The organism is Desulfosalsimonas sp. (genome assembly GCF_055149105.1).
In genome coordinates, this window is record NZ_JBSRLA010000006.1 from 38,188 (window position 1) to 62,328 (window position 24,141).

The window sequence follows — 24,141 nt, forward strand, 5'->3', positions numbered from 1 at the left end:
TAATAAAATAAATATCAACAACTGTCAACCCTTTTTTCTGACGAAACGTTTTCCTATATAATACATTAGTTTTCCTAAATTGCAAGAAGCCTGTTGACAAAAAAATAATCTTTTGGCATAATTCAATACTTCAAGCTTAAAAAATCCCCGTCAGTGTTCGCACTATAACTGAACCAGAAAGAGCAACCACATACTGAAAAAAGGATACTTATGGCAAAGATATACCCTTTCAGGGGCGTCCGCTATAACCGCAGCAAAATCGAAGACCTCTCCCTGGTGGTCACGCCCCCATACGATGTGATTTCTGAAGAAGAGCAGCAGGCCTATTACAAACGCCATGCAAACAATGCCATCCGGCTGGACAAGGCCCCGGCCACAGAACAGGACAACGAAACCGACAATCCTTATACCCGTGCGGCCGCAGACTTTCAGAACTGGCGGCAAAACGGGGTGCTGATCCGGGATGAAACCCCGGGCTTTTACCTTACCACTGTGACCTTTCCCATTGAGGGAAAATCCGTGACCCGTTACGGCCTGATCGGGGCGGTGCAGCTTGAGCCGTTTGAATCCGGCGTGATTCTGCCCCACGAGGAAACCTTTTCCAAGGTCAAGTCCGAGCGGCTGGAACTGATGAAAGCCTGTCACGCCAATTTCAGCCATATTTTTTCGGTTTATTCAGACAAAGACGGCATCCTCCAGACCCTGAAGGATCACGTGCAGCAGATTTCCCCGGAGGCGGAATTCACCGATGACAGCGGCCATTTCCATCGCATGTGGCGGATAACCGATCCAAAACTGTGCCGGCAGGTCACAGAAACCATGGAACAGCGGCGCCTGTTTATCGCAGACGGCCATCACCGCTATGAAACCGCCTTAAACTACAGGGAGTGGGTCCGGCAGAATGATCCGGATTTTGATGAAACCCATCCGGCCAATTTTATCATGATGTATCTGTGCGCGGTCGAAGACCAGGGCCTGATCATTTTGCCCACGCACAGGCTTCTTCCCAGCGTACCCGCAGATACCCGCCGGCAGTTTATGCAGCAGGCAGCCGAGTATTTTGATATTGAGAAATTCGACCGCGATGGCGCCAATCCCGGCAAGGCCGTAGAAGCGCTTGACAACTCCCTGCACAAGCACCGAAATGACCACATCATCGGCCTGATCATGAAAGATGAGCCCGCATGCTATGCGCTGGTATTAAAGCCCGGAGTCATGGAAAAACTTTTTGGCGACAAAATTGCCGCACCGCTTCAGGGCCTGGATGTCACCGTTCTCACGCGCCTGATTTTGATGAAGCTGATGGGCTTTGACAAGCAGAGCCTGGATGATCATTCCCTGATCGGATATACAAGCAGCCATGACGAAGCGGTTGAGCTTGTGGAAAATGGTGAATACGATATGGCCTTTATCTTAAACCCGCCCACCAATGAGCAGGTTCGCAAAATAGCCGAAGCAGGCCTGACAATGCCGAGAAAAACCACTTTCTACTACCCCAAGGCAGTCACCGGCCAGGTATTTAACCAGCTTGAACGATAAAGAAAAACAAGGGGCAAAGCACAAAAAGGAGACCTCTGCCATCAAAACCATCCATGATATCCGGCAAATGCGGAAAACGGCTGAAACCCTGCGCACACAGGGAAACACCATCGCCTTTGTGCCGACCATGGGCTATCTGCACGAAGGCCATCTTTCTTTGATGCGGCAAGGGCGGAAACTGGCAGATACCCTTGTGGCCAGCATTTTTGTCAATCCCGCCCAGTTTGCCCCGGGCGAGGATTACGACGCCTATCCCAGGGACCCGGAAAGGGATGCAGCCCTGGCAGAAAAAGCCGGCGTGGACATTTTGTTCATGCCCCATAAAAAGGATTTGTATCCCGAAGGCTACGAGACCTACATCACCCAGACCCATCTGCCCGGCCATCTTTGCGGCAGATCCAGACCCACGCATTTTACCGGGGTGATGACCATTGTGGCCAAGCTTTTTAATATTGTACAGCCCGACTATGCGGTTTTCGGCCAAAAAGATTATCAGCAGCTGGCCATTATCCGCAAAATGGCCCGGGATCTTGATTTCGGCATCGATATTATCGGAGGCCCCATTGTCAGGGAATCCGATGGCCTGGCCATGAGTTCGAGAAACAAGTACTTAAGCCCTTCCCAGCGCCAATCCGCCCTGCAGCTGTACCGCGGCCTGGAAGAGGCCAAAAAGGCCGTGGCAAAAGGAGAAACAAAAGCTGCCGCCCTGATTGAAACGGTCGAAAAAATCATCGCCTCGGCCCCGGAAACAAATATTGATTACATCGCCGTGTGCGATCCGGATACCCTGGCGGATCAAAAAATCATTGACCGGCCCGCACTGATGGCGCTGGCCGTCCGGGTGGGCGAAACCCGCCTGATTGACAACATTATTTTACATCCGCAGGTGGACAACGCGGACTGACGGCTGCATCTTTTATAAATAAGGTGAATTCGGACAAATCAAAATATAAACCTGAAACAAAAGGAGTGTTCAATGACAAAAAGATCTCATCTGTTTACTTCAGAATCTGTCACAGAAGGCCATCCCGACAAAGTGGCTGACAAAATATCCGATTCGGTTCTCGACGCGTTCCTCTCCCAGGACAAACGATGCCGGGTGGCCTGCGAAACCCTGGTAACCACGGGGATTGCCTTTATCGCCGGGGAAATCACGGCCCAGGCCACGGTGGATTTCCAGGATGTGGTTCGCAACGCAATCAAGGATATCGGTTATTGCTCCTCTGACATGGGTTTTGACTGGCAGACCTGCTCAGTTGTAACCAGCATTGACAAACAGTCGCCGGACATCGCCCAGGGCGTGGACGAAGGCAAAGGCCTTTACAAGGAGCAGGGCGCCGGGGACCAGGGGCTGATGTTTGGCTATGCCTGCGATGAAACCGACGAACTCATGCCCATGCCCATTCTCTACGCCCACAAGCTTACCAGGCGGCTGGCCGAAGCCCGGAAAAGCAATGAACTCGGTTTTCTGCGCCCGGACGGCAAGTCCCAGGTAACCATCGAGTATGAAGACGGCCGGCCCAAGCGCATCGACACGGTGGTCATCTCCACCCAACACTCCCCGGATGTCACCTACGACCAAATCAAGGAGGGCGTGATCGAGGAAGTGATCAAAAAAATGCTGCCTGCGGAGATGATCGGCGATGAAACAAAATATTTCATCAACCCAACCGGCAAATTCGAAGTGGGCGGTCCCATGGGCGACTGCGGCCTGACAGGCCGCAAAATTATCGTCGATACTTACGGCGGGATGGGAAGACACGGCGGCGGCGCATTTTCCGGAAAGGACCCCTCCAAGGTGGACCGCAGCGCCTGCTACATGGGCCGGCATATTGCCAAAAACCTGGTTGCTGCCGGGCTGGGGAAAAAATGCGAAGTCCAGCTGGCCTATGCCATTGGCGTGGCCGAGCCGGTTTCCATCCTGGTGGATTTTTTCAACACCGGCAAAGTTGCCGAGGACAAGGCCGTTGAAATCGTCCGGGATGTATTTGACCTGCGGCCGGCAGCCATCACCGAATACCTGGACCTGCTGCGGCCCTTCTACAACAAAACCGCGGCATACGGACATTTTGGAAGAAATGATCCGGATTTTGCCTGGGAAAAAACCAACAAGGCCGATGAAATCCGGTCCAAAGCGGGCCTCTAGCCCGAAGGCGGTTTACCCTGCACAAAAACCCCCGGCAATTACTGCCGGGGGTTTTTTGTGAGCGGATCACGAATAACGATAACCCGGCATTCCCGGAGAAAAAACAGGTTGTCCACTGTACTGCGCAACCGGGATGCATCCGTGTTGCTGATCATAATATCGGTATCCGAATCCTCGCTGGTGCCCAGAGCCCTTACCGTCAGGGGATTTCTCCCCACCCGTCCGATCCGGTCCACGGCCGAGGCATCGGTGACATAACCGCACATGCCGTGCTGAACAACAAATTCCCGACTCACGTAAGCAGACCCGTAAACCTCCCGTCCCGCCTCATCCACAATGGCAAAACACATGGCAGGCTTGACATCCACGCCCCGGGCATCCACCACCAGCCCGGTAAACGGTCTGTGATCCGGGTCCAGGGCGGTGCGCCCCAGATTCTTCATCTCCAGCTGAACAATTGATTCCGGCAGGATCAACTGTGAAAAGGCGCCGGAAAAAGACATCCGGCGAACCAGTTCCACTGTTCCGTCCGACCGGTAAACCGTATTGCCGACCTCCGAGGATTTCAGCAGCTGCTCTATTTTTGCAAGCATCCGGTCATCGTCTGCAACCAGCGTCCCCACCCGGCCGTGCCGGCTCAAACGCAGATCTTCAACGGTTTTGAGCAGGTGTGAATAGGCATCACGTTTGGCGCTCCGGGATGCAGCCGCCCATCCGTCGGCCGTATTGGTGGCTTCCGGAAAAGATCCGCCCGCCCCCTTTGCCTCAACAATTCGCCGGGTCCAGTTAATGGTGCCGCTGCCGGTGGCTTCCACCAGTTCGTAATCCTGAGTCCACCCCGGGCATACCTGGGTGAAAACCATTGCGGCGATCAAAACAGCGATTTTAAGCACCTGTTTCATGAAATTGTCTGAATAATCAAATGAACGATGGATTCAATGTCATCAAGGCCGAAACACGGGACCCCGGCATCCATTTTTACATCTGTTACAAGACCGGCCAGTTTCGGATCCTCCAGGCACACCGGCCCGGTTCGGCTGTTTTCCCTGTACACCTCAATTTTTGGCAGATTCTGTTTTTTGTAACCTTCAGCCAGGACAATGTCCATGTCTGAAAAATAGGCCGCGACATAATTCTTCAGCCGGTCGGCCGCGGGCGGGCGTATCCGGGTTTTTAACAAAACGATCTGTTCGTCGCCGTCAACCATAACCGTGTCGGCTCCGGCGCTGGCATGCCGCCAGCTGTCCTTGCCGCTCTGATCAAAGACCATTTCATGCATCACATGCTTGATGGTTCCCACCCGGTATCCCTTGCGTTTAAACACCGGAATCAATTTTTCTATCAAGGTTGTCTTGCCGGAGTTGCTCCCGCCCACAATCGCCACAATATCTGTCATCACGCAAACCCATTCGCTGTTTTCCCGCCTGCTGCCGGAGCCGGTTTTTTCCTCTATGCCATGATTTGGCTTAAAATGCCAGTCTTTATAACCCGGCGCACCGGAGAACAAAACTTGACTGGGTCCCGCGGGAAGCTTAAATTGATGAACAATTAAAAATTGCAACCACTGGAGCGGTTTGTGAAAACACCCCGAAACTCATTGCTTTTATACATAGCTGCCGCAATCCCCGGTCTTGCCGTAGCTGCAGCCCTGCTTTTTCTGCCCCTGACCCAACCAAATGCCAAAAACGACCTGAAAAATGATCCCGGACAAAAGGCCGCTGTTTCGCTCACCCGGCCTGAGCCGGGTTGGTGGGAAAGCCGCCGGCTGATTTATTTTGATATTCCGGCACGGGTATTGTTTTACCTGCCGGACGGCAGCCGGGGCGACGCAGAGGCTGTTGCCAGGGCGGTATGGAATGAATTTGAGCGCATCGGCCGCATTTTCAATCCATCAGATCCGCAATCCGAGGTCAGCCGCCTCAATGCCGCGGACAAAACAGCGCCGGTGGCGGTTTCAGATGAGATGCATGCGGTTTTCCGCATTTCAAAGCGCCTGTGGGATGCCAGCAGCGGGGCGTTTGACCCCTCCACCGCTCCTTTGAAAAAATTGTGGCAAAACGCTGTCAAAACCCAAAAAATCCCTTCCAGCAGGGAAATTCAACGCATACTGGCCCGCACCGGTTTTGACAAGGTCACGATAATGGACCATCCGCAGGCTGTGATGTGCGCGGCCGGCGGCATGAAATTTGATTTCGGCGGCATTGCCAAGGGCTTTGCCCTGGACCGGAGCCGGGACGTACTCCGGGATGCCGGCATTCATACGGGCATGATTCAACTCGGCGGGGAAGTGGCGGCTTTTGGATCCCGTCCCCGGCGTCCCTGGCGCATCGGCATCCAGCATCCCCGGGACATGGGAAAAATCTGGAAAACGATTTCGTCTCCGACCGATATTCGGGTATCGACCAGCGGTAATTACCGTCAGCCCCTTATCATTCAGGGCCACGCTTTTTACCACATTTTCAGCCCGAAAACCGGCCGGCCGGTTTCGGAAAAAATCGCCGGGGTCACCACGGCTGATTTCGGCTGCAGATCAAACGCCCTGCTGGATGGGGCGGCAACGGCCATCACGGTGCTCGGAACCGAAAAAGGCATGCAACTGGCCGAAAAATTAAGCATTGAAGCCCTTGTATTGAGCATAGGCTCAAAAGAACAGATTCAGGAGCAATACACTCCGAATCTGCCAGATAACATGGATACCAAAAGCAGAAGCCGGCAATGATTTTTCCCGCAGGCCCGAATATCCAAGAACAGAGGGGTGTTTATTCCCATTGACACTGTATTGCATTTATAGTATCACCTGAATCAAATTTTTGAGAAATTTCCAATACTGGCGGTTGCCGGCAGCATCGACAGGAACACGCCAAACGATAACCCTGCCGGCCCTTTAATACAAAAATCGTTTTATGGTTACCATGGCCTCCAAAGCCATGCTGGGCCCTGTCCCGTCATATTCACCAGTATCAGGCCGAATTTAAGAATATAAGGGAGAACATGAATGGAACAAAATGAACAAGCCCCTGTAGCCGGATCAGGCCAGGCGCCGGTCGGCTCCGTTATGGTTGTGGGCGCCGGCATTTCCGGGATGCAAAGCGCTCTTGATCTTGCCAATTCCGGATATTATGTCTATTTAGTGGAAAAAACATCTGCCATTGGCGGGCTCATGTCTCAACTGGACAAGACTTTCCCCACCAATGACTGTGCCATGTGAGTCATCTCGCCCAAACTGGTCGAGGTCGGCCGGCACTTAAACATCGAATTGCTCACCAACACCGAACTGCTGGAATTAAACGGCGATCCCGGGCATTTCAGTGCCCATATCCGTCAGGAGCCGCGTTATATTGACATTTCCAAGTGCACCAGCTGTGGGGAATGCGCCAATGTCTGCCCCATTGAAGTCCCCAGTGAACAGGATTTTGGCATCGCTACCCGAAAGGCGGCCTACAAGAAGTACGCCCAGGCCATTCCCGGTGCCTATGCCATCAGCAAGCGGGGAACAGCCCCCTGCAAGGCCACCTGCCCGGCACACGTAAGCATTCAGGGATATATCGCGCTGATCAACCAGGGCAAATACCGGGAAGCTGTAGAGCTGTTCCGGGACGCACACCCGTTTCCGGGCGTCTGCGGCCGGGTCTGTCACCATCCCTGCGAAGGCGCCTGCACCCGAAACGACTATGACGAGCCCCTGGCCATCCGGGAACTGCACCGGTTTCTGGCGGACTGGGAAAAGCAGGAAGACGAAAAAATACTGCCCAAAGCCGCTGAAGAAAAACGCGACGAAAAAGTGGCCGTGATCGGCTCCGGCCCGGCAGGCCTTGCGGCCGCCTCCTTTCTGGCCAGGAAAGGCTACGGGGTCACCATTTATGAAAAGCTGCCCGTGGCCGGCGGCATGATGGCCGTGGGCATCCCCGAATACCGCCTTCCCAGAGATATGCTGCAGCGGGAAATCGATATTATCCGTGACCAGGGCGTTGAAATCAAAACCGGGGTCACATTCGGCAAAGACATCACCTTTGACAGCCTGAAAGCAGACGGGTATTCGGCCGTGTTCATGGCCATCGGACTGCACAAGGGTCGCAGCCTCGGCATTGAAAACGAGGATGCCGAGGGTGTGCTCCAGGGCGTGGATTTTTTAAGGGAAACCGCCCTGGGAAATGACGTGCCCGTGGGAAAGGATGTGCTGGTGATCGGCGGCGGCAACGTGGCCATTGACGTGGCTTTGACCGCCAAGCGAAAAGGCGCGGAAAACGTCACCATGGTCTGCCTGGAAAAGCGCGAGGAAATGCCGGCCTGGGAGCATGAAATCGAGGAAGCCCTGGAAAGCGATATCAAAATCGTCAATTCCTACGGTCCCAAGAGCTTTTTTATCAACAACGAAAACCGGTTTTCCGGTATTGAATTTAAAACCTGCACCAATGTATTTGACCCGGAGGGCCGGTTTAACCCGGAGTTTGACGAAAGCGCCTGCGAGGCCTTTTTCGGAGACACGCTCATTTTGTCCATCGGCCAGGCAACCGACGCCTCGGATCTCGAAGGCCAGAATGTACCCATGAACGCCCGGGGTCTGGAGGGAGATCCGGTCACGCTTCAGACCAACATGGAATGGGTCTTTTCCGGGGGAGACGCCTTTTACGGCCCCAAGTCGGTGGTTGACGCTGTTGCCTGCGGCAAGGAGGCTGCTGAAAGCATCCACCGCTATATCAACGGCCAGGATCTGCACGAGGGCCGGGAAAAAGAATGGACATATGACAAGCCGGACGTGATCAACGAGCCTCATAAGGACCGGGTGCCCGTGCGATGCCTGGACCCGGAGGCCAGGGAGTGCAATTTCCTGGAAGTCTCGTTTGGCTACAATGAGCAGGAAGCCCAGGCCGAAGCTGACAGGTGCCTGAAATGCGGCATCTGCTCGGAATGCTACCAGTGCGTAAAGGCCTGCCTGGCCGACGCCATCGACCACGAGCAAACTGTTCAGGAGCGCGACATCGAGGTGGGCTCCCTTGTTTTGTGCCCGGGAAATGACGTTTTTGATCCTTCGGACCTGGAAGACACCTACAAATACAAATCAAGTCCCAATGTGCTGACCGCAGCCGAGTTTGAACGGATCCTTTCGGCATCGGGGCCCACAATGGGTCATCTGGTGCGGCCTTTGGACCACAAGGAACCGGAAAAAATCGCCTGGCTCCAGTGCATCGGTTCCCGGGACACCAACCGGTGCGGCAACGGCTACTGCTCATCTGTCTGCTGCATGTATGCCATCAAGGAATCCATGATCGCCAAGGACCATGCGGAACACGACCTGGACTGCGCCATTTTCAACATGGACATCCGCACCTTTGGCAAGGATTATGAAAAATACTACATGCGCGCAAAGGACAACGCAGGGGTCAGGTTTGTCAAGTCCCGGATTCACACGATCACCGAAATGCCGGAAACCGGCAATCTTTTGCTGCACTACGTGGACGAGGCCGGCAATATCGTGGAAGAGGAATTTGACATGGTGGTGCTTTCCGTGGGCCTTCAGGTCCCCCGGTCCACCATGGAAACAGCCAAACGGCTCCAAATTGACTTAAACAAATACAACTTTGCCGAAACCAGCCCGTTTGCCCCGGTCAACACCTCCAGGGACGGCGTGTTTGCCTGCGGCATCTTCCAGGGGCCAAAAGACATTCCCACCTCGGTCACAGAAGCCAGTGCTGCGGCCTGTGCCGCAGGCCGGAATCTGGCCGAATCCCGAAACACCCTGTTAAAGGAAGTGGTCCGGCCCGATGAAATCGATGTGGAAGGCGAAATTCCCAGAATCGGCGTATTTGTGTGCGACTGCGGCATCAACATTGCCGGCGTGATCGATGTCCCCCATGTGCGGGAATATGCGGAGAAACTGCCCTATGTGGTCTACTCCGGCGAAAACCTGTTTACCTGCAGTCAGGACGCCCAGGACCAGATGAAGGAAACCATCAAAGAGCACAACATCAACCGGGTGGTGGTATCCTCTTGCACCCCCAAGACCCACGAGCCCATCTTCATGGACACCCTGGAATCGGTGGGATTAAACAAGTACCTCTTTGAAATGGCCAATATCCGTAATCAGGATTCATGGGTTCACGGCGACAACCCGGAAATGGCAACGGAAAAAGCCAAGGAACTGGTGCGCATGGCCGTGGGGCGGGCCGCCTCCCTGCACCCCCTGCATGAACGCCAGATCCCGGTTACCAAGCGGGCCCTGGTGGTTGGCGGCGGGGTGGCCGGCATGAACGCGGCACTCGGTATTGCAGATCAGGGCTTTGAAGTGGTGCTGGTTGAAAAGGAAGCCGAACTCGGCGGACTGGCCAACCGCCTGACCAAAACCATCGAAGGCATGGATGTGGGCGATTACCTCACCGGCCTGGTGGACCAGGTCAGCGCGCACAAACAAATCGAGATCGTCACCAATTCCGTGATTGTCGATTTTTCCGGCTTTAAGGGCAACTTCACCACCGAACTGCTTGTGGGCGAAAACATGGTCAGCCGCAAGATCGAACACGGCGTGACCATCATGGCCACCGGCGCCACCGAGTATCAGCCGGCGGAATACCTTTATGGCGAAAATCCCCGGGTGGTCACCCAGCTCGAACTCGGCACCCGGCTGGAGGAAAAAGGTGCTGCAGACGAGCTCAACACGGTGGTGATGATCCAGTGCATTGGCTCCAGAAACGAGGACAACCCCAACTGTTCGCGAATCTGCTGTCAGAGCGCCGTTAAAAACGCCATTCACATAAAGAAGCTCAACCCGGAAACCCAGGTCTTTATCCTTTACAGAGACATCCGTACATACGGCCTGCTTGAGGACTACTACACCGAAGCCCGGCGGCTGGGAGTGAAATTTTTCCGGTTTGATCCGGAAGATCCGCCGGAGGTTTCGGCTTCCGGTGATCTGGTCAACGTGGTCTTCAACGACCATATTTTGAACCGCAAGGTCAGCGCGGATGCCGATCTGCTGGCTCTGAGTGCGGGCATGGTGGCTTCCGACACCGAGGAACTCGCCAGTATCATGAAACTGATTCGCAATCCCGAGCATTTTTTCACAGAGGCCCACGTCAAACTCAGGCCTGTTGAAATGAGCAAGGAAGGGGTTTATTTGTGTGGCACCGCACACAGCCCACAACTGCTGTCTGAATCCATCGCACAGGCCATGGCGGCTGCATCGCGGGCCACCACCATGCTGACCCAGCCGTATCTGACACTTTCTGCGGTGACGGCACAGGTGGATCCGGAAAAATGCGCATCCTGTCTGATTTGTGCGCGCACCTGCCCCTACGGGGTGCCCCGGATCAACGAGGAAGGCGTCAGTGAAATCGATGACGCCCTCTGCCAGGGCTGCGGCGCCTGCGCTGCGGAATGCCCGGCCAAGGCCATTGAACTGCGGTGGTATGAAGACGATCAAATCACGAGCAAGGTAGACGCTTTACTGGAAGAAGGGGAAGAATCATGAGCCAAGACTTTAATCCCAGAATCATCGCATTCTGCTGCAACCAATGAGGGTATTCGGCTGCGGACCTGGCAGGTTCCATGCGACTGATATACCCCACGAGTTTCCGCATCATCCGGGTGCCGTGTACCGGCAAGGTGGATGTGCAGCACATGCTCCGGGCCCTGGAAAAAGGCGCTGACGGTGTTTGCGTAATTGGATGTATGGAGGGGGAATGCCTCTATAAGACCGGAAATTTCCGTGCCCGCAAGCGGGTTGAGCAGGTGCAGCGGATACTCCAATCCATTGGCGCGGATCCCGGCAGGGCCAGGATGTATAACCTGTCATCCAGCGACGGGCCCTTGTTTGCCAAGTACGCGGGGGAAATGGATGCACAGATACGGGAACTGGGCCCCAACCCAATGAAAAAGAAGAAACAGTCAGCTGCCTGACGCCAAATAAAATTCATCTCAACCCGTTAACCTTCTATCAAAGAGGTCTGTAAATGATTGTTGCAGATAAAAAGCCGGTCGAGGAAATCATTGAATATGTGAAGGATTCCAAAAAAATCCTGGTTCTCGGCTGCAATGAATGCGTCACGGTCTGCGAGGCAGGCGGTAAAAAAGAAGTGGGCGTACTGGCCGCCACCCTGCGCATGTACTTTTCCAACCAGGGAAAAGAAGATGTGCAGGTTGACGAGCGCACCCTGGAACGCCAGTGCGACCACGAATACCTGGAAGAAATCCGGGATATTGCCGATCAGTACGATGCCATTGTGTCCATTGCCTGCGGCGTCGGCATCCAGTTCACCGCTGAAAAGTACCACTCCATTCCCGTGTATCCGGGCGTCAACACCTGTTTTCTGGGCGTGACCGAGCAGCGGGGATTGTGGACCGAGCGGTGCCAGGCCTGCGGCCAGTGCATCCTGGCTTATACCGGCGGCATCTGTCCGGTGGCCAGATGCGCCAAGCGCCTGTTTAACGGCCCGTGCGGGGGATCCTCCAAGGGCAAATGCGAGATCAACAAGGAACTCGACTGCGCCTGGCAGCTGATCATCGATCGCCTCAAGGCCATCGACCGCATGGATCTTTATGAAAAACTCTTTAATGTCAAGGACTGGTCCACTGACCGGGCGGGCGGCCCCAGAAAAGTGGAGAGGGAGGATGTACAAATATGAGCGCGAAAACTCCGAGCAAACTGGAAAAAGTCATGGCTGCCGGTCATCTGGGGGTCACCTCCGAATGCGGTCCGCCCCGGGGAAGCGACCCCGAGGTCATCCGCCACAAAGCAGAACTGCTCAAGGACTGCGTGGACGCCATCAACGTAACAGACAACCAGACCTCTGTTGTGCGCACAAGCAGTCTGGCCACCTGCATTCACTTAAAGCTCATGGGCCTGGAGCCCATTTTGCAGATGGTCACGCGGGACCGAAACCGCATAGCCCTGCAAAGCGATATTCTGGGAGCGGCCTCTTTTGACATTTCCAATGTACTGTGTTTGTCCGGCGATCATCAGAGTTTCGGCGACAATCCCCAGGGACAGAACGTCCATGATCTCGATTCCATGCAATTGTTGTGGACCGTCCGGAAAATGCGCGACGAGGGCACGTTTCTTGGCGGAGATGAGATCAAGCGGCCCCCGAAAATGTTTGTGGGCGCTGCGGCCAACCCGTTTGCCGATCCATTTGAAATCCGGGTTCCCCGGCTCGCCAAAAAAATCGAGGCCGGTGCCGAATTTATCCAGACCCAGTGCATTTACAACCTGGAAAAATTCGAGGAATGGATCCGGCAGGCAGAAGACCGGGGGCTGACGGAAAAATGCTACATCATGGCCGGTGTTACCCCGTTTAAATCCGCAGGCATGGCCAAATACATGAAAAACCGGGTGCCGGGAATGGATGTTCCCGATGACGTGGTCAAACGCATGGCCGACACCCCCAAGGGCAAGCAGGCCGAAGAAGGCGTTAACATCTGTGTGGAAACCATTCAGCGGTTAAAAGAGCTCAAAGGTGTGAGCGGCTTTCATATCATGGCCATTGAATGGGAGGAAAAAGTCCCTGAAATCGTTGAGCGCGCAGGACTGATGCCCCGCCCTGAAACAGACTGATTGCAGATTTTCTTTTTTGTCCTGCAGCAAACCGCTCCGGCAGATACCGGAGCGGTTTTTTTTTTGATCAAACCCCGCAAAAGGTGCTATAGACACAAGTCAAACCTGTAACCGGAACCGGATTATCATCAAAATTGAACACACGAAGCATGAAAACCGCCATTGCCGCCTATGATACGGCTTGGCACCTGGCCATACCAAGCCTTCGGCTCAATGCCCGGCTAAAAGACGGATATGCCCGGCGCCGACTCAAAACCCCTCTGCCCCCGGCCGACCTGTGGATCCAGGCCGCTTCTGCCGGTGAGGCTTATCTGGCGTGCGCCATTGCCGAGGGCCTTCTGACAGCCGGGCTGCGGCCGCAAATACTGGTCACCACCAATACCCGTCAGGGCATGGAGATCCTTGAAAAACACGCCCATGGAAGCCAGGGGAAAACCGACAAACCCGCACTGAAGTGTTGCTGGTTTCCCTTTGACCGGCCAACGATCATGGATAAAGCGGTAGGCCAGATCAGCCCGAAACTCGTGGTGCTGCTGGAAACCGAAATCTGGCCCGGGCTTTTGCATGCCCTGAAAAAAGCGGGCTGTCCGGCTGTGATCATCAACGGCCGCATGACAAAAAAAAGCCTTAACCGATACATCCGCCTGCAAAGCCTGCTCAATGCCCTGGCCCCGGAACAGGTGCTTGCCATATCCGATGCCGATGCCGCCCGATTTTCAAAATTGTTCGGAAGCCGCATTGTCACCCGGATGGCCAACATCAAGTTTGACCGGCTGCAGGTTGGCAAGGAACCCGGAGAAAGCAGCACCTTATCCAATCTGCTGCCACCGGAGGGCAAATTTCTTGTTCTTGGTTCCATCCGGCAACCCGAGGAACCGCAGGTCCTGGAGATGATTCAGCAGATCCGAAACGCCAACACCGATCTGATCATCGGGCTGTTTCCCCGCCACATGCACCGGATCGACTTCTGGAAGTCCGCCCTTTCCCGGATCAACGCCGAATGGGCCCTGCGCTCGGAATTAAAAAAGCCGGCCAGACCCGGCCATATCCTGCTGTGGGACACATTCGGCGAACTCTCGGATGCATACAGCGCTGCCAATGCCGTGTTTGTGGGCGGAAGTCTGGCGCCCCTGGGCGGTCAGAACTTTCTGGAACCCCTTGTTCACGGCGTACAGCCGGTCATCGGGCCGCACTGGGACAATTTCTTTTGGGTGGGGGAAAGCATTTTCCGCCAGGGCCTTGTATTTAAGGAAAACACCTGGCAGAAGGCTGCGACCCGGCTGCTGCGCCAGCTTGAAACCCGGCCTGATCGCCGTGAAATCAAACACCAGGCCCGGCAGTATATCCAAAGCCGCCAGGGCGGCACATCCCTGGCCTGTCAAACCATTGGCGCCCACCTCAAACCCCACAACCCAGGGAAGAAATCATGAATTTATCCGTTCCCGTGGAATGCTGCGGCGTGATTCCGGCGCGATACGCCTCCACCCGGTTTCCGGGAAAGCCTTTGGCACAAATCCGGGGAAAACCCATGTTTTGGCACGTATACACCCGGGCCCGGCAATGCCCCCAGCTCCGGCAGGTAGTGGTTGCCACAGATGATGAAAGAATTTTCAGTGCTGCAAAAGCCCTGGATGTGCCCGTGGTGATGACCCGCGATGATCATAAAAGCGGCACGGATCGGGTTCATGAGGCTGCAGACCGGATTGGAATCCGTGATAACGGAGTTGTGGTCAACATCCAGGGCGACGAGCCGCTGCTGGATCCGGGCATGCTGTCTGCACTGATCCGACCGTTTGCAGACCCGGAAATGGCGGTCACCACCCTTGTCCATCCCCTGGAACCTGAAGCCGCGCAAAACCCGGACCGGGTCAAGGCCGCCTTTGCCCCAGACGGGCGGGCACTGTATTTTTCCCGCGCGCCCATCCCCCATCCCAGAAATGCGCAAACAGCCGCCTATTTCTGCCATATCGGCCTTTATGGATTCCGCAAATCCGCGCTGGATCAATTTGTCAGCCTGCCGCCGGGTCGGCTGGAGCAGATTGAAAAACTGGAACAATTAAGACTTCTGGAAAACGGCATTCCCATCCATGTGGAAATCACCCATGGAAAAAGCCTCAGCGTGGACAGCCCCGGAGATCTGGAGAAAGTCGTTGCCGAATTCAATCAATTGTAAACATTTAACAAACCGGGATGCACCGTCCCTGGAAAGGTTGTCTCATGAGCACCCCCGTATTTGACCGTATCAATGAATTGTTTAACAACCGCAAAGCAAGGAAAACATTTTTGAAACTGCGTTTTCCCCTCATGGCGGTCTTGTTTGTACTGATGCTGCCCCTGCTGGAAAAACAATGGTTTCTGCCGGGCCTGATCGTCTCTGTTGCCGGAGAAATGCTGCAGCTGTGGTGTTTTGCCACCATTAAAACCAAAAAGCAGCTGACCACGGGCGGGCCCTACATGTTTGTGCGCAATCCCATGTATCTCGGCCGCTTCTTTCTGATTTTCGGCATCTTGATGGCAACCGGCAGCCTTTTGATCCTGATTGCCTACTCGGTTATCTATTACTTTTACATGGTCAACCGGGTCAACCGGGAAGAACAGCTGCTGGCCGGCCTTTTCGGCCAGGATTACCAGCAGTACAAACGCGATGTCCGGCCCTATCTGCCCACCTTTAACAAGCGGTTTGACGCATCCCGGCTTTTTGTTTTTGACCGCAAAAGCTTTTCCGACAACCACGGGGTGCGCAACCTCACAGCCGTGGGCATCTGCTGGCTCATTATCCTGTTTTTCACGTTTATCCGGCCCCTTTAGCGCCGACGTTTTTTCATGTGCTCCAGGGGATAGCCCTTAAACACCCAGATAAAACGCCTGCGCTCAATGGCTTGCAATCTGGCCAGACGAGAGGCATCCATCAAGTCAGGCCTCAGCTTGTACCAGATTTTATAAACCCCGGACAGGTCGATTTGCTTCAGCATGCGCCCCAATGCAGGGGGCATGTGACGCACATTCAGGCTGGACTGAAAATCAAGCAGCGCCGGCCGGCCGTCTGAACGGAGCATGATATTTCGCCGGTTCCGGATGTCGAGATGCACCATTTTGCGCTGGTGCATCCGGCGGACCAAATGCTCCAGGTCTGGAAAAAAATTGGACGGAATCTCCTCGGTGCGCACCCGGCGAAGGGTTATACCGTTTACGTACTGATATCCAAGGGCTTGGCCATCGCGGAGAAACGGCTTTTCGGGTATGCCGTCAATGCCCTGGAGGCGGACCAGGGCCCGGTATTCGCGCATTATCATCCACCGTCCCCAGGTTCCGGATACCAGCGGCGGGCATCCGGAATAATCCTTGACCACCCATTTGGTACCCCGCTCGGAAAAGCTGAACAAATCCGCATTTGCCCATCTGCCTTTTGACAGCAATTCCAACTGGTGCCCATCTGTTTCAAATATAGCTCTTCGCTGCTTCATGATCTGGTTTCCAGTTTTGTTTCCAGCAGTTTACGACGCAGCAGCGCAATAAACCCGGACTCGTCATTGTTTAAAAACCGCATTTCCACACCCATTACCACCAGGGGAAGGCTTGTGGGCAGCCGGCCGGCAATGCGTACATAATCCTTTTCCGTGGTCATCAGGCAGTCTGCGGACGCAGCTATGGCCTTTTGTTCAATTTTGCCCAGATCCCTGCCGGAATAGCAATAATGATCCGGATACTGTGCAAAACCCCTCAATGAACCAACATATCCCGAAAGCATGTTTAAAAACTCCTGGTTTCGCGCGATTCCGGAAAAAGCAAAAACCCGGGCGGCACCCAGAAAAGACAAATCCCCGGGATCTCCGTGGCCTGAAATTCCCTTTTCCTCCAGACAGTCGGCCTGCCCATAAATACCGGACAAAAACGGCACATGGTCGGCACGGAACACAGGGGCATGCCCGGAAATCATCTGCGGCAGACTTTCCCGGGCCTCCCGGCTTTGGCTGCGGGTTAAAATCACGGCATCTGCTCGCTTAAGCCCGGATGCCGGCTCCCTGAGGCTCCCCCGGGGCAGCACATGCCCATTTCCCAGCGGATGGGCGGCATCAAGCAGCACCAGATCCAGGTCCCGGTGCAGCCGCCGGTGCTGGAAAGCGTCATCTAAAATAATCACATCCGAATCAAAAGCCGCCACGGCCCGCATGCCGCTTTGGAACCGATCCCTGCCCACCAGCACCGGCACTCGCTTTAAAACACTGGCCATCATAAATGGCTCGTCTCCGGCTGTGGCACAATCAGCAAACAAATGATATCCATCAGTGACCACAGCTCCGGCTTTTTCCGCCTTGCCCCGGTATCCCCGGCTGATCACAGCGGGCCGGTAGCCCATCTGAAACATCAATCGGGCCAGGTACAGGGCCATGGGGGTTTTGCCCGTACCCCCGGCCGTGATATTGCCAATGGATACAACCGGACACGGCAGGCGGCGAACCGATAAAATCCCCTTGTCAAAGCCCCTGTTGCGAAGCATTACAGCCCCGCTGTAAATCCTTGAGGCCGCATAAAGCACCCGGCTCAGCGCAGACGGATTGCTGTGACGGTAATCGGTTCTCACAACACCGGCCTTGTGTTTTAATTTTTCAAACATATTTTTCTTTGGTTGCCCGCATCTACTCCAGGTTCAACAACATCACAGCCGTGCCCAGGCCAAACATTGCGTTGGCACACCAGGGCGCAAGCCACGCCGGCAGCATTCCCCCATAACCCAGAGACAAACAGAAACTATAAACCGACCAGTATAAAAAAGCAATGATAATGCCATATGCAAAACTCACTGCCATGCCATCCCGGGTCGTGCCGCCCAGGGCAACAGCGGCTCCCATCAAACTCATAACCAGGCATACAAGGGGAAAAGCTGTCTTGGCATGATAGTCCACCCGGTAACGGGTGGCGTCATAGCCGTCAGACTCGGCCTTTTGGAGATACCGGCCCAGGGCGATAAAATTCATTTCCCCGGACTCCCGGGCCACCCTTCTGAAATCTTCCGGGGAAAAGGCCAGATCAAACTGCTTTTGATCGTACTGCCGGACCTGCGGACCTTTGAACTCAGGGGCCCCGCCATTGGCCGCACCGCCTCTAAAGGATTGCTCCATGCAGCCCGTCAGTTCCCAGCGGTCCTGATGATACCGGGCAGACAAAGCATCTATCCGGCGCACCAGGTTAAATTCCCGGTCCAGAAAGTAAATGGTCATCCCGGAATACGTTTCATCCGCTGGACGATAATATTTCACATGAACAATATTTTGCCCTGAGCGGATCCAGATATTTTCCCGAGGCACCGTGCGGGGTGTCTCATCGCCGGCTTCGGCAATCCGGTTGGCCTCTGAGACGCTGATGGGCACCACCACCTCGGAGAACATAAACAAGATCACAGATACCAGCGCACCCATGGCCGCAACCGGCACCAGAAGGTAAAACACGCTGATGCCGCTGCTTTTCAAGGCAATGATTTCATTGTTTTTGTTCATCAGGCCGAAAATGATCAAGACTGTCAGCAACACCCCCACGGGAGTAATCTGGGATACGATCAAGGGAATTTTGAGCAGGAAAAAAAACGCAACCTTCCCCACCGGCACCTGATCTTCAATAAAGTTGTCGATCCGCCCCAGAAAATCCACTGACAGGTAAATGGCCACGACCATGACAAGAACCATGGAAAAATATCGCACAAAAGCAGCGGTAATATATCGATGAATAATGCTCATGGTTTTCCCCCGCCCGACAAAAACCCACGGACGCGGCCGACTGTGAAAGCAAACCAGGGCAGCAGCCCAACCGGCTCATCTTTTGCCGTCTTCACCAGCATATAAAGTCCCAGGACTCCCATAATCCCGTTTGGCGCCCATAAACCTAACGCCGGATGGAACCAGCCGCTTTCACCAAGCACTGTGCCGGCTGACAAAAGCAGATAATAAAGCAGAAAGCAGAGCAGGCCCATGCCCAGGCCGGCTGACTTCCTTGCCGACACGGACATGACCCCCAGCGGCAGGGCCAGAAGTCCCATGGCAATGCAGGCAAAAGGGATGGAGAATTTCCGGTGCAGTTCCAGAAGAACCGAATAATAGCGTTTATCCCGATTTTCCGCATTTTTTATATACTCGCGCAGTTCGGAAAAACGCATTTCCTTCTCATCCTTTCGCCTTGATCCCATATTTGCACCAGGCCCGGCGATATCCAGCCGGATATCATAGGTCTTGAAATTCGTGGCATGCGCCCCCCCGCTGCCGGGTTCAACCTGGCTGATGACGCCGTCGTAAAGGCGGATCACAAACGTATAGTCATCCTTTCCCTTCAGCAAATCGCCTTTGGGGGCGATGATGGTACTGCTGGTCTGGCTTTGCCGGCTGTCCTGGATCAATACATCATTGAGTTCACGGGTCTTCATATCCACATTATTGACATAAAAGGTCAGGCCGGCAAAATCGTCGTTAAAACGGCCTTCGCTCATTCCGATATTAAAATTGGACCGCACCACTTCCATGGCTGTTTTTTCATAAGCGGATTTGCCCCAGGGCATTCCCCACCCGGCCATGGCCACGGTAATCAAAAAACCGAAAACCGCAAACACCAGCACCGGCGGAATCAGGCCATAGAGGCTGACCCCGCCGGCCTTGAGGGCAACAATTTCATTGTCTGCCGACATGCGTAAAAAGGTCAGAAGGATGCTCATCATCACGGACATGGGAATGATATAGACGAGAAAGTAAGGCATGGAATAAACAATCATCAGGAAAAACACGGACAAATTCACCTGATAGTTGACAATCATGTCAGTGATGTCAAGAATCTCGCTCATCAGAAAAATAAACATGAAAAAAACGAGATTGATCACAAAGGGCGGGATCAGTTCCTTGAATATATACCGGTTGACAAGGGTATTTGGCTTCATGGGATGATGGATTCCGTGTATTTACCGGGGTGCGGAAAAGTTCTGCCGGCCGCTGCTGTCCTCCCGGTCGGGAAACTGCTGGCGGTAAAATCGGTAATATTCCCCCTTTTGCTTCAACAAGTCCGCATGCCGGCCCTCTTCCACAATCCGGCCCCCGGAGAGAACAATGATGCGATCTGCATTCACAATAGTGGAGAGCCGATGGGCGATCACAAATGAAGTGCGCCCCTGCATGAGGTTTTCCAGGGCCTTCTGCACCAGTTGTTCCGCCTCTGAATCCAGGGCCGAGGTGGCCTCGTCAAGGATGAGAATCGGCGCATCCTTTAAAAGCGCCCGGGCAATACACATGCGCTGCTTTTCACCTCCGGAAAGGCGGTTGCCCAGCTCGCCGATCACCGTATCCATGGCCTTTGGCAGGGTCTTGACAAAATTGGCGATATAGGCGGCCCCGGCTGCCTCCCAGATCTGCTTGTCAGTGGCAGCGGGACTTCCGTAGGCAATATTTCTGCCGATGGTGTCGTTAAACAGAATCGGCTCCTGGGTGACCACGGCAATGCGGCTGCGCAGGTCTGCCACAGCCGCCTGGCGGATATCTATGCCGTCGATTTTCACGCTGCCGGCCGTGACATCATAAAACCGCGGAATCAGGTTGACCAGGGAGGTTTTTCCCCCGCCGCTGGTGCCAACTATTCCCAGGCGCTCGCCAGGCCGGACCTCCAGGCGAATGTCTTTTAAAACGGCTTCATCCGGGCTATAGCCGAATGACACGTTTTCAAAGGCCACCCTGTGAGGCGGTTTCGGCAGGGCAACGGGATCCGGCGGATCCGTGATGTCCAATTCAGTCTCCAGGACATCAAATATCCGATCTGTGGCAGCCAGTCCCTGCTGCACGGCACTGTTTAACCGGGTCAGTTTTTTTACAGGGGCGTATAACAGCATCAGTGCGGTCATAAAGGAAAAAAACGTGCCCGGGGTCATTTGCTCATTGATCACCGCGTATCCGCCATACCAGATCACCACGGCCACACCGATGCCGCCTAAAACCTCCATGACCGGCGAAGTCAGTGCCTTGGTGCGAAACGTTTTGACCTCGTAGCGGAAAAGCGTGCGGTTTTTTTGGAAAAACCGGGCTTTTTCCTCGGCTTCCATTCCAAAGGCCTTGACGATCTTGTTGCCTGCAAAGGTTTCGTGGAGAAAAGAGTTCAAATCCGCCATGGATTCCTGGCTCCTGGTACTAAACCGCCGGATCCGGCGGCCGAATTCGGCAATGGGGAAAAAGGCCACTGGCAAAACAATAAGCGCAATCAGGGCAAGCTTCCAGCTTTGATAGAAAATCACAAAGATCAGGCCGAAAATGGTAAACACGTCTCTTAACGCGCCGGTGACCGCATTGGATACCATGGCCTTGACAATATTGACGTCATTGGTGATCCGGCTCATCAGCACCCCGGTTTTTTCCTTTTGAAAAAACGTCAGGGGCAAATCAGATATCTTGTCGTAAAGATTGTCCCGCAACTGGCGAATGATGCTTTCGCCCACGTAGTGCATCAGAAACTCCTGGCCGTACATGCCCAAGGCCCGCAGCAGGTAAAGCACGATCAGGGCAATGGGGATGATCATCAGCATGGTCTCATTTTTTTCCATGAAGATATCATCGAGCATGGGCTTGACGAGAAACGCCGTGGTTGAAGTGGTTCCCGCAACCACAAGCATGCACACCATGGCCAGGGCCAGTTGAGGCCAGCTTCCCCGGATATATCCCAGCAGCCGGCGGTGCCGGCTGCGCAGGGGCAGTTTGGAAATAATGGGGGGTGTCATAAAGAAATTAAACCTTTCCGGCCGGCGTTGCCTCCGTGTTGCGATAAATCAGGGAAAGGGCAATGTTTGCCGCCTTTTCCGACGCCCCGGGTTCGCCCAGCATGGCGCGCACGGTTTTGAGCCGGCGGCGCAGATCCGAAAGCGCAGCCCTGTCCGAAAGCAAGTCCCGCACGGTGCGGGCAATTGTTCCCGGATTGGCATCCTGCTGAATCAACTCGGGAACCACCCGCTGGCCGGCAATAATGTTAGCCAGACCGATATGATCGACTTTCACCAGCATTTTGCCCAGCATGTAGCTCAAACTGGAAATCCGGTACATGATTACCATTGGAACCCCGAAAATAGCGGCTTCCAGGGTGACCGTTCCCGAGGCGGCCACCACCAGAGTGCATTGCTCCAATATCCCGACAATTTCGCCGGATTGCAGCTTCATATCAATCCGATCCCGCCAGGGCTGTATCCACTCTTCCAGCCACAGGGGATCAATACCCGGAGCAACCGAAACAATGAATTCAACACCCGGAAGATCCTCTGCCAGCCGGCCTGCTGCAGCAAGCATAACCGGTAAATTACGCCGGATCTCGCTTTTGCGGGAGCCGGCAAGCAGACCCACCACTGCGGCGGTTTCCGATGCAGAGTCCTGAATGGAGTTGTCGGCCGGTTCCTGCCAATGCGCCTCTGTATAATGGTCCAGCAACGGATGGCCGACAAAGGTTACCGGCACCTGCCAGGCCCGGTAAAAATCGGCTTCAAAGGGGAGAATCACAGCCATGTGATCCACCCGGCGCTTGATTTTTTTGACCCTGGAACGCCGCCAGGCCCAGATCTGCGGACTGATGTAATAAAACACCCTTATGCCGTGCTTTTTGGCAAAGCCGGCCATGTGCAGATTAAAATCAGGAAAATCAATCAAGATCAGAAGATCCGGCCTCCGCCGCAGCATCTCCCGCTTGACGCGTCCGGCTTCGCGCAGCACCACGGGCAGTGCGGAAAACACTTCGGTAATACCCACCACCGAAAGCTGTCCGGCATCCACGAGGATTTCCACGCCGGCGGCCTTCATCTGCGGGCCGCCGACACCGCAGAAACGCAGATCAGTATCCTTTTTTGCCATCTCGGCCACCAGCCGGGCCCCGTGATGATCCCCCGAGGTCTCGCCGGCGATGATCATAACCTGTTTCCCGGGCAGATCTTGTGTTTTCATGAACCCGATCCCCTGACCCGGGCCATGGCCTCATTTATCTGAGCTGTTATATCCACGGCCACTTTCAGGGCATCCCGGCCCATTCGGCCTGAGACCTCGGGTTCGCCCCGCCGGGCCACGATATCCACAAAAGAGCCGATTTCATCGGCCAGGGCATCGGCTGCGGCAAAGGAGTGCTGCTCCATCATCATGCCGGGCACCGGGCACTGCTCTTCCCCGGAGCCGGGCCGGATATGGGTGATGGCGCGATTGGCAAAATCAATGGAAAAATAGCCATCCGGCTGAAAAATCCGGATTTTTCGCTCATTTTTGTTGGCAATCCGGCTTGCGGTGACATTGGCCACGGCGTTGTTGTCAAATTCAATATGGGCATGGGCGATATCGACCTGATCGGTGACCACGGATGCGCCCAGGGCATGACAATAGCGGATATCCGCCTTGACAAAATTGAAAATCAGGTCAATGTCATGAATCATCAGATCATGGACAACGCTGACATCCGTGCCCCGGGGCTGGTAAAGGCTGAGCCGCTCGCACTGGAAAAACAGCGGACGCACCACCTGATTGCGAACAGCCACCACCGCAGGGTTGAAGCGTTCCAGATGTCCCACCTGGATAATGCACCCTTTTTTTTCAGCAAGGGCAATGAGTTCGTCAGCTTCGGCCACCGTACGGGTGATGGGCTTTTCAATCAGCACATCAACACCCTGATTTAAAAAATCTTTGGCAATTTCATAATGCAGATGCGTGGGCACGGCAATGCTGACGGCATCCACCTGACCGAAAAGCTGGCGATAATCGGCAAACGCCCGGGTATCGTTTTTTTCGGCCACTGTCTGCGCCTGGGCAGGATCCGTATCCACAACACCGGCAAGGGTAACACCGGGATGATTGCCGTATTTCTCTGCATGAAACTTACCAAGATAGCCAACGCCCACAACTGCGGCACGGATTTTTTTGTCCGGGTTCAT

At 54.6% G+C, this 24,141-nt stretch carries 20 protein-coding genes; 11 read left to right on the forward strand and 9 right to left on the reverse strand.

The annotated features are described in order from the left end of the window. Positions 1-210 precede the first annotated feature (210 nt). The 3 genes from ACTCIA_RS02460 (at position 211) to metK (ending at position 3,685) form a co-directional block, all read left to right on the forward strand. Complete coding sequence (locus ACTCIA_RS02460; protein WP_463000222.1) at positions 211-1,539, forward strand: DUF1015 domain-containing protein; 1,329 nt, start codon at positions 211-213, stop codon at positions 1,537-1,539. Further along, the gene (panC, locus tag ACTCIA_RS02465) at positions 1,529-2,443 is read left to right on the forward strand and encodes a pantoate--beta-alanine ligase (protein ID WP_463000223.1); all 915 of its coding nucleotides are present in this window, start codon (positions 1,529-1,531) and stop codon (positions 2,441-2,443) included. The genes ACTCIA_RS02460 and panC overlap by 11 nt, the downstream gene beginning before the upstream one ends. A 72-nt stretch (positions 2,444-2,515) precedes the next feature. After that, positions 2,516-3,685, forward strand: coding sequence for a methionine adenosyltransferase (metK, locus tag ACTCIA_RS02470; RefSeq protein ID WP_463000224.1), 1,170 nt, complete (start codon positions 2,516-2,518; stop codon positions 3,683-3,685). Between the two features lie 38 nt (positions 3,686-3,723). On the opposite strand, the gene ACTCIA_RS02475 is transcribed toward metK, so the two are convergent. Then, positions 3,724-4,587, reverse strand: a complete 864-nt coding sequence (locus ACTCIA_RS02475; RefSeq protein WP_463000225.1) for a hypothetical protein — start codon at positions 4,585-4,587, stop codon at positions 3,724-3,726. Continuing rightward, positions 4,584-5,081, reverse strand: coding sequence for a molybdopterin-guanine dinucleotide biosynthesis protein B (gene mobB, locus ACTCIA_RS02480; protein WP_463000226.1), 498 nt, complete (start codon positions 5,079-5,081; stop codon positions 4,584-4,586). The genes ACTCIA_RS02475 and mobB overlap by 4 nt, the downstream gene beginning before the upstream one ends. 180 nt (positions 5,082-5,261) lie before the next feature. On the opposite strand from mobB, the gene ACTCIA_RS02485 reads away from it, so the two are divergent. The 8 genes from ACTCIA_RS02485 to ACTCIA_RS02520 all read left to right on the forward strand — a co-directional run bounded on the left by ACTCIA_RS02485 (position 5,262) and on the right by ACTCIA_RS02520 (position 16,040). After that, positions 5,262-6,404 carry an FAD:protein FMN transferase gene (locus ACTCIA_RS02485; protein ID WP_463000227.1) on the forward strand — a complete coding sequence of 381 codons (1,143 nt, stop codon included), beginning with the start codon at positions 5,262-5,264 and terminating at the stop codon, positions 6,402-6,404. Between the two features lie 276 nt (positions 6,405-6,680). Next, complete coding sequence (locus tag ACTCIA_RS02490; RefSeq protein ID WP_463000228.1) at positions 6,681-11,150, forward strand: FAD-dependent oxidoreductase; 4,470 nt, start codon at positions 6,681-6,683, stop codon at positions 11,148-11,150. Next, a complete protein-coding gene (locus ACTCIA_RS02495; protein WP_463000229.1) occupies positions 11,147-11,578 on the forward strand; it encodes a hydrogenase iron-sulfur subunit in 432 nt (143 codons plus the stop codon). Before ACTCIA_RS02490 ends, ACTCIA_RS02495 begins: the two co-directional genes overlap by 4 nt. Before the next feature lie 53 nt (positions 11,579-11,631). Next, positions 11,632-12,303, forward strand: a complete 672-nt coding sequence (locus tag ACTCIA_RS02500) for a methylenetetrahydrofolate reductase C-terminal domain-containing protein (RefSeq protein WP_463000230.1) — start codon at positions 11,632-11,634, stop codon at positions 12,301-12,303. Next, on the forward strand, positions 12,300-13,232 hold the full coding sequence (locus ACTCIA_RS02505; protein ID WP_463000231.1) for a methylenetetrahydrofolate reductase: 933 nt from the start codon (positions 12,300-12,302) through the stop codon (positions 13,230-13,232). Before ACTCIA_RS02500 ends, ACTCIA_RS02505 begins: the two co-directional genes overlap by 4 nt. A gap of 134 nt (positions 13,233-13,366) precedes the next feature. Beyond that, entirely contained in the window at positions 13,367-14,662 is a 1,296-nt protein-coding gene (locus ACTCIA_RS02510; RefSeq protein WP_463000232.1) for a 3-deoxy-D-manno-octulosonic acid transferase, read from the forward strand. Continuing rightward, positions 14,659-15,405 carry a 3-deoxy-manno-octulosonate cytidylyltransferase gene (gene kdsB, locus ACTCIA_RS02515; RefSeq protein WP_463000233.1) on the forward strand — a complete coding sequence of 249 codons (747 nt, stop codon included), beginning with the start codon at positions 14,659-14,661 and terminating at the stop codon, positions 15,403-15,405. Before ACTCIA_RS02510 ends, kdsB begins: the two co-directional genes overlap by 4 nt. Before the next feature lie 44 nt (positions 15,406-15,449). Continuing rightward, positions 15,450-16,040, forward strand: coding sequence for a methyltransferase family protein (locus ACTCIA_RS02520; protein ID WP_463000234.1), 591 nt, complete (start codon positions 15,450-15,452; stop codon positions 16,038-16,040). On the opposite strand, the gene ACTCIA_RS02525 is transcribed toward ACTCIA_RS02520, so the two are convergent. The 7 genes from ACTCIA_RS02525 to ACTCIA_RS02555 are packed head-to-tail and all read right to left on the reverse strand — an operon-like array spanning position 16,037 to position 24,141. Continuing rightward, entirely contained in the window at positions 16,037-16,696 is a 660-nt protein-coding gene (locus ACTCIA_RS02525) for an RIO1 family regulatory kinase/ATPase domain-containing protein (RefSeq protein ID WP_463000235.1), read from the reverse strand. The genes ACTCIA_RS02520 and ACTCIA_RS02525 overlap by 4 nt on opposite strands. Continuing rightward, a complete protein-coding gene (gene lpxK, locus ACTCIA_RS02530; RefSeq protein WP_463000236.1) occupies positions 16,693-17,847 on the reverse strand; it encodes a tetraacyldisaccharide 4'-kinase in 1,155 nt (384 codons plus the stop codon). The genes ACTCIA_RS02525 and lpxK overlap by 4 nt, the downstream gene beginning before the upstream one ends. Before the next feature lie 22 nt (positions 17,848-17,869). Then, positions 17,870-18,964 (reverse strand): LPS export ABC transporter permease LptG, encoded by a 1,095-nt coding sequence (gene lptG, locus ACTCIA_RS02535; protein WP_463000237.1) that lies wholly within the window; start codon positions 18,962-18,964, stop codon positions 17,870-17,872. Then, positions 18,961-20,148, reverse strand: a complete 1,188-nt coding sequence (gene lptF, locus ACTCIA_RS02540) for an LPS export ABC transporter permease LptF (protein ID WP_463000238.1) — start codon at positions 20,146-20,148, stop codon at positions 18,961-18,963. Before lptF ends, lptG begins: the two co-directional genes overlap by 4 nt. Before the next feature lie 21 nt (positions 20,149-20,169). After that, positions 20,170-21,966 carry an ABC transporter ATP-binding protein gene (locus ACTCIA_RS02545; protein WP_463000239.1) on the reverse strand — a complete coding sequence of 599 codons (1,797 nt, stop codon included), beginning with the start codon at positions 21,964-21,966 and terminating at the stop codon, positions 20,170-20,172. A gap of 7 nt (positions 21,967-21,973) precedes the next feature. Then, positions 21,974-23,170 (reverse strand): lipid-A-disaccharide synthase, encoded by a 1,197-nt coding sequence (lpxB, locus tag ACTCIA_RS02550; protein ID WP_463000240.1) that lies wholly within the window; start codon positions 23,168-23,170, stop codon positions 21,974-21,976. Then, positions 23,167-24,141 carry a Gfo/Idh/MocA family oxidoreductase gene (locus ACTCIA_RS02555; RefSeq protein WP_463000241.1) on the reverse strand — a complete coding sequence of 325 codons (975 nt, stop codon included), beginning with the start codon at positions 24,139-24,141 and terminating at the stop codon, positions 23,167-23,169. Before ACTCIA_RS02555 ends, lpxB begins: the two co-directional genes overlap by 4 nt.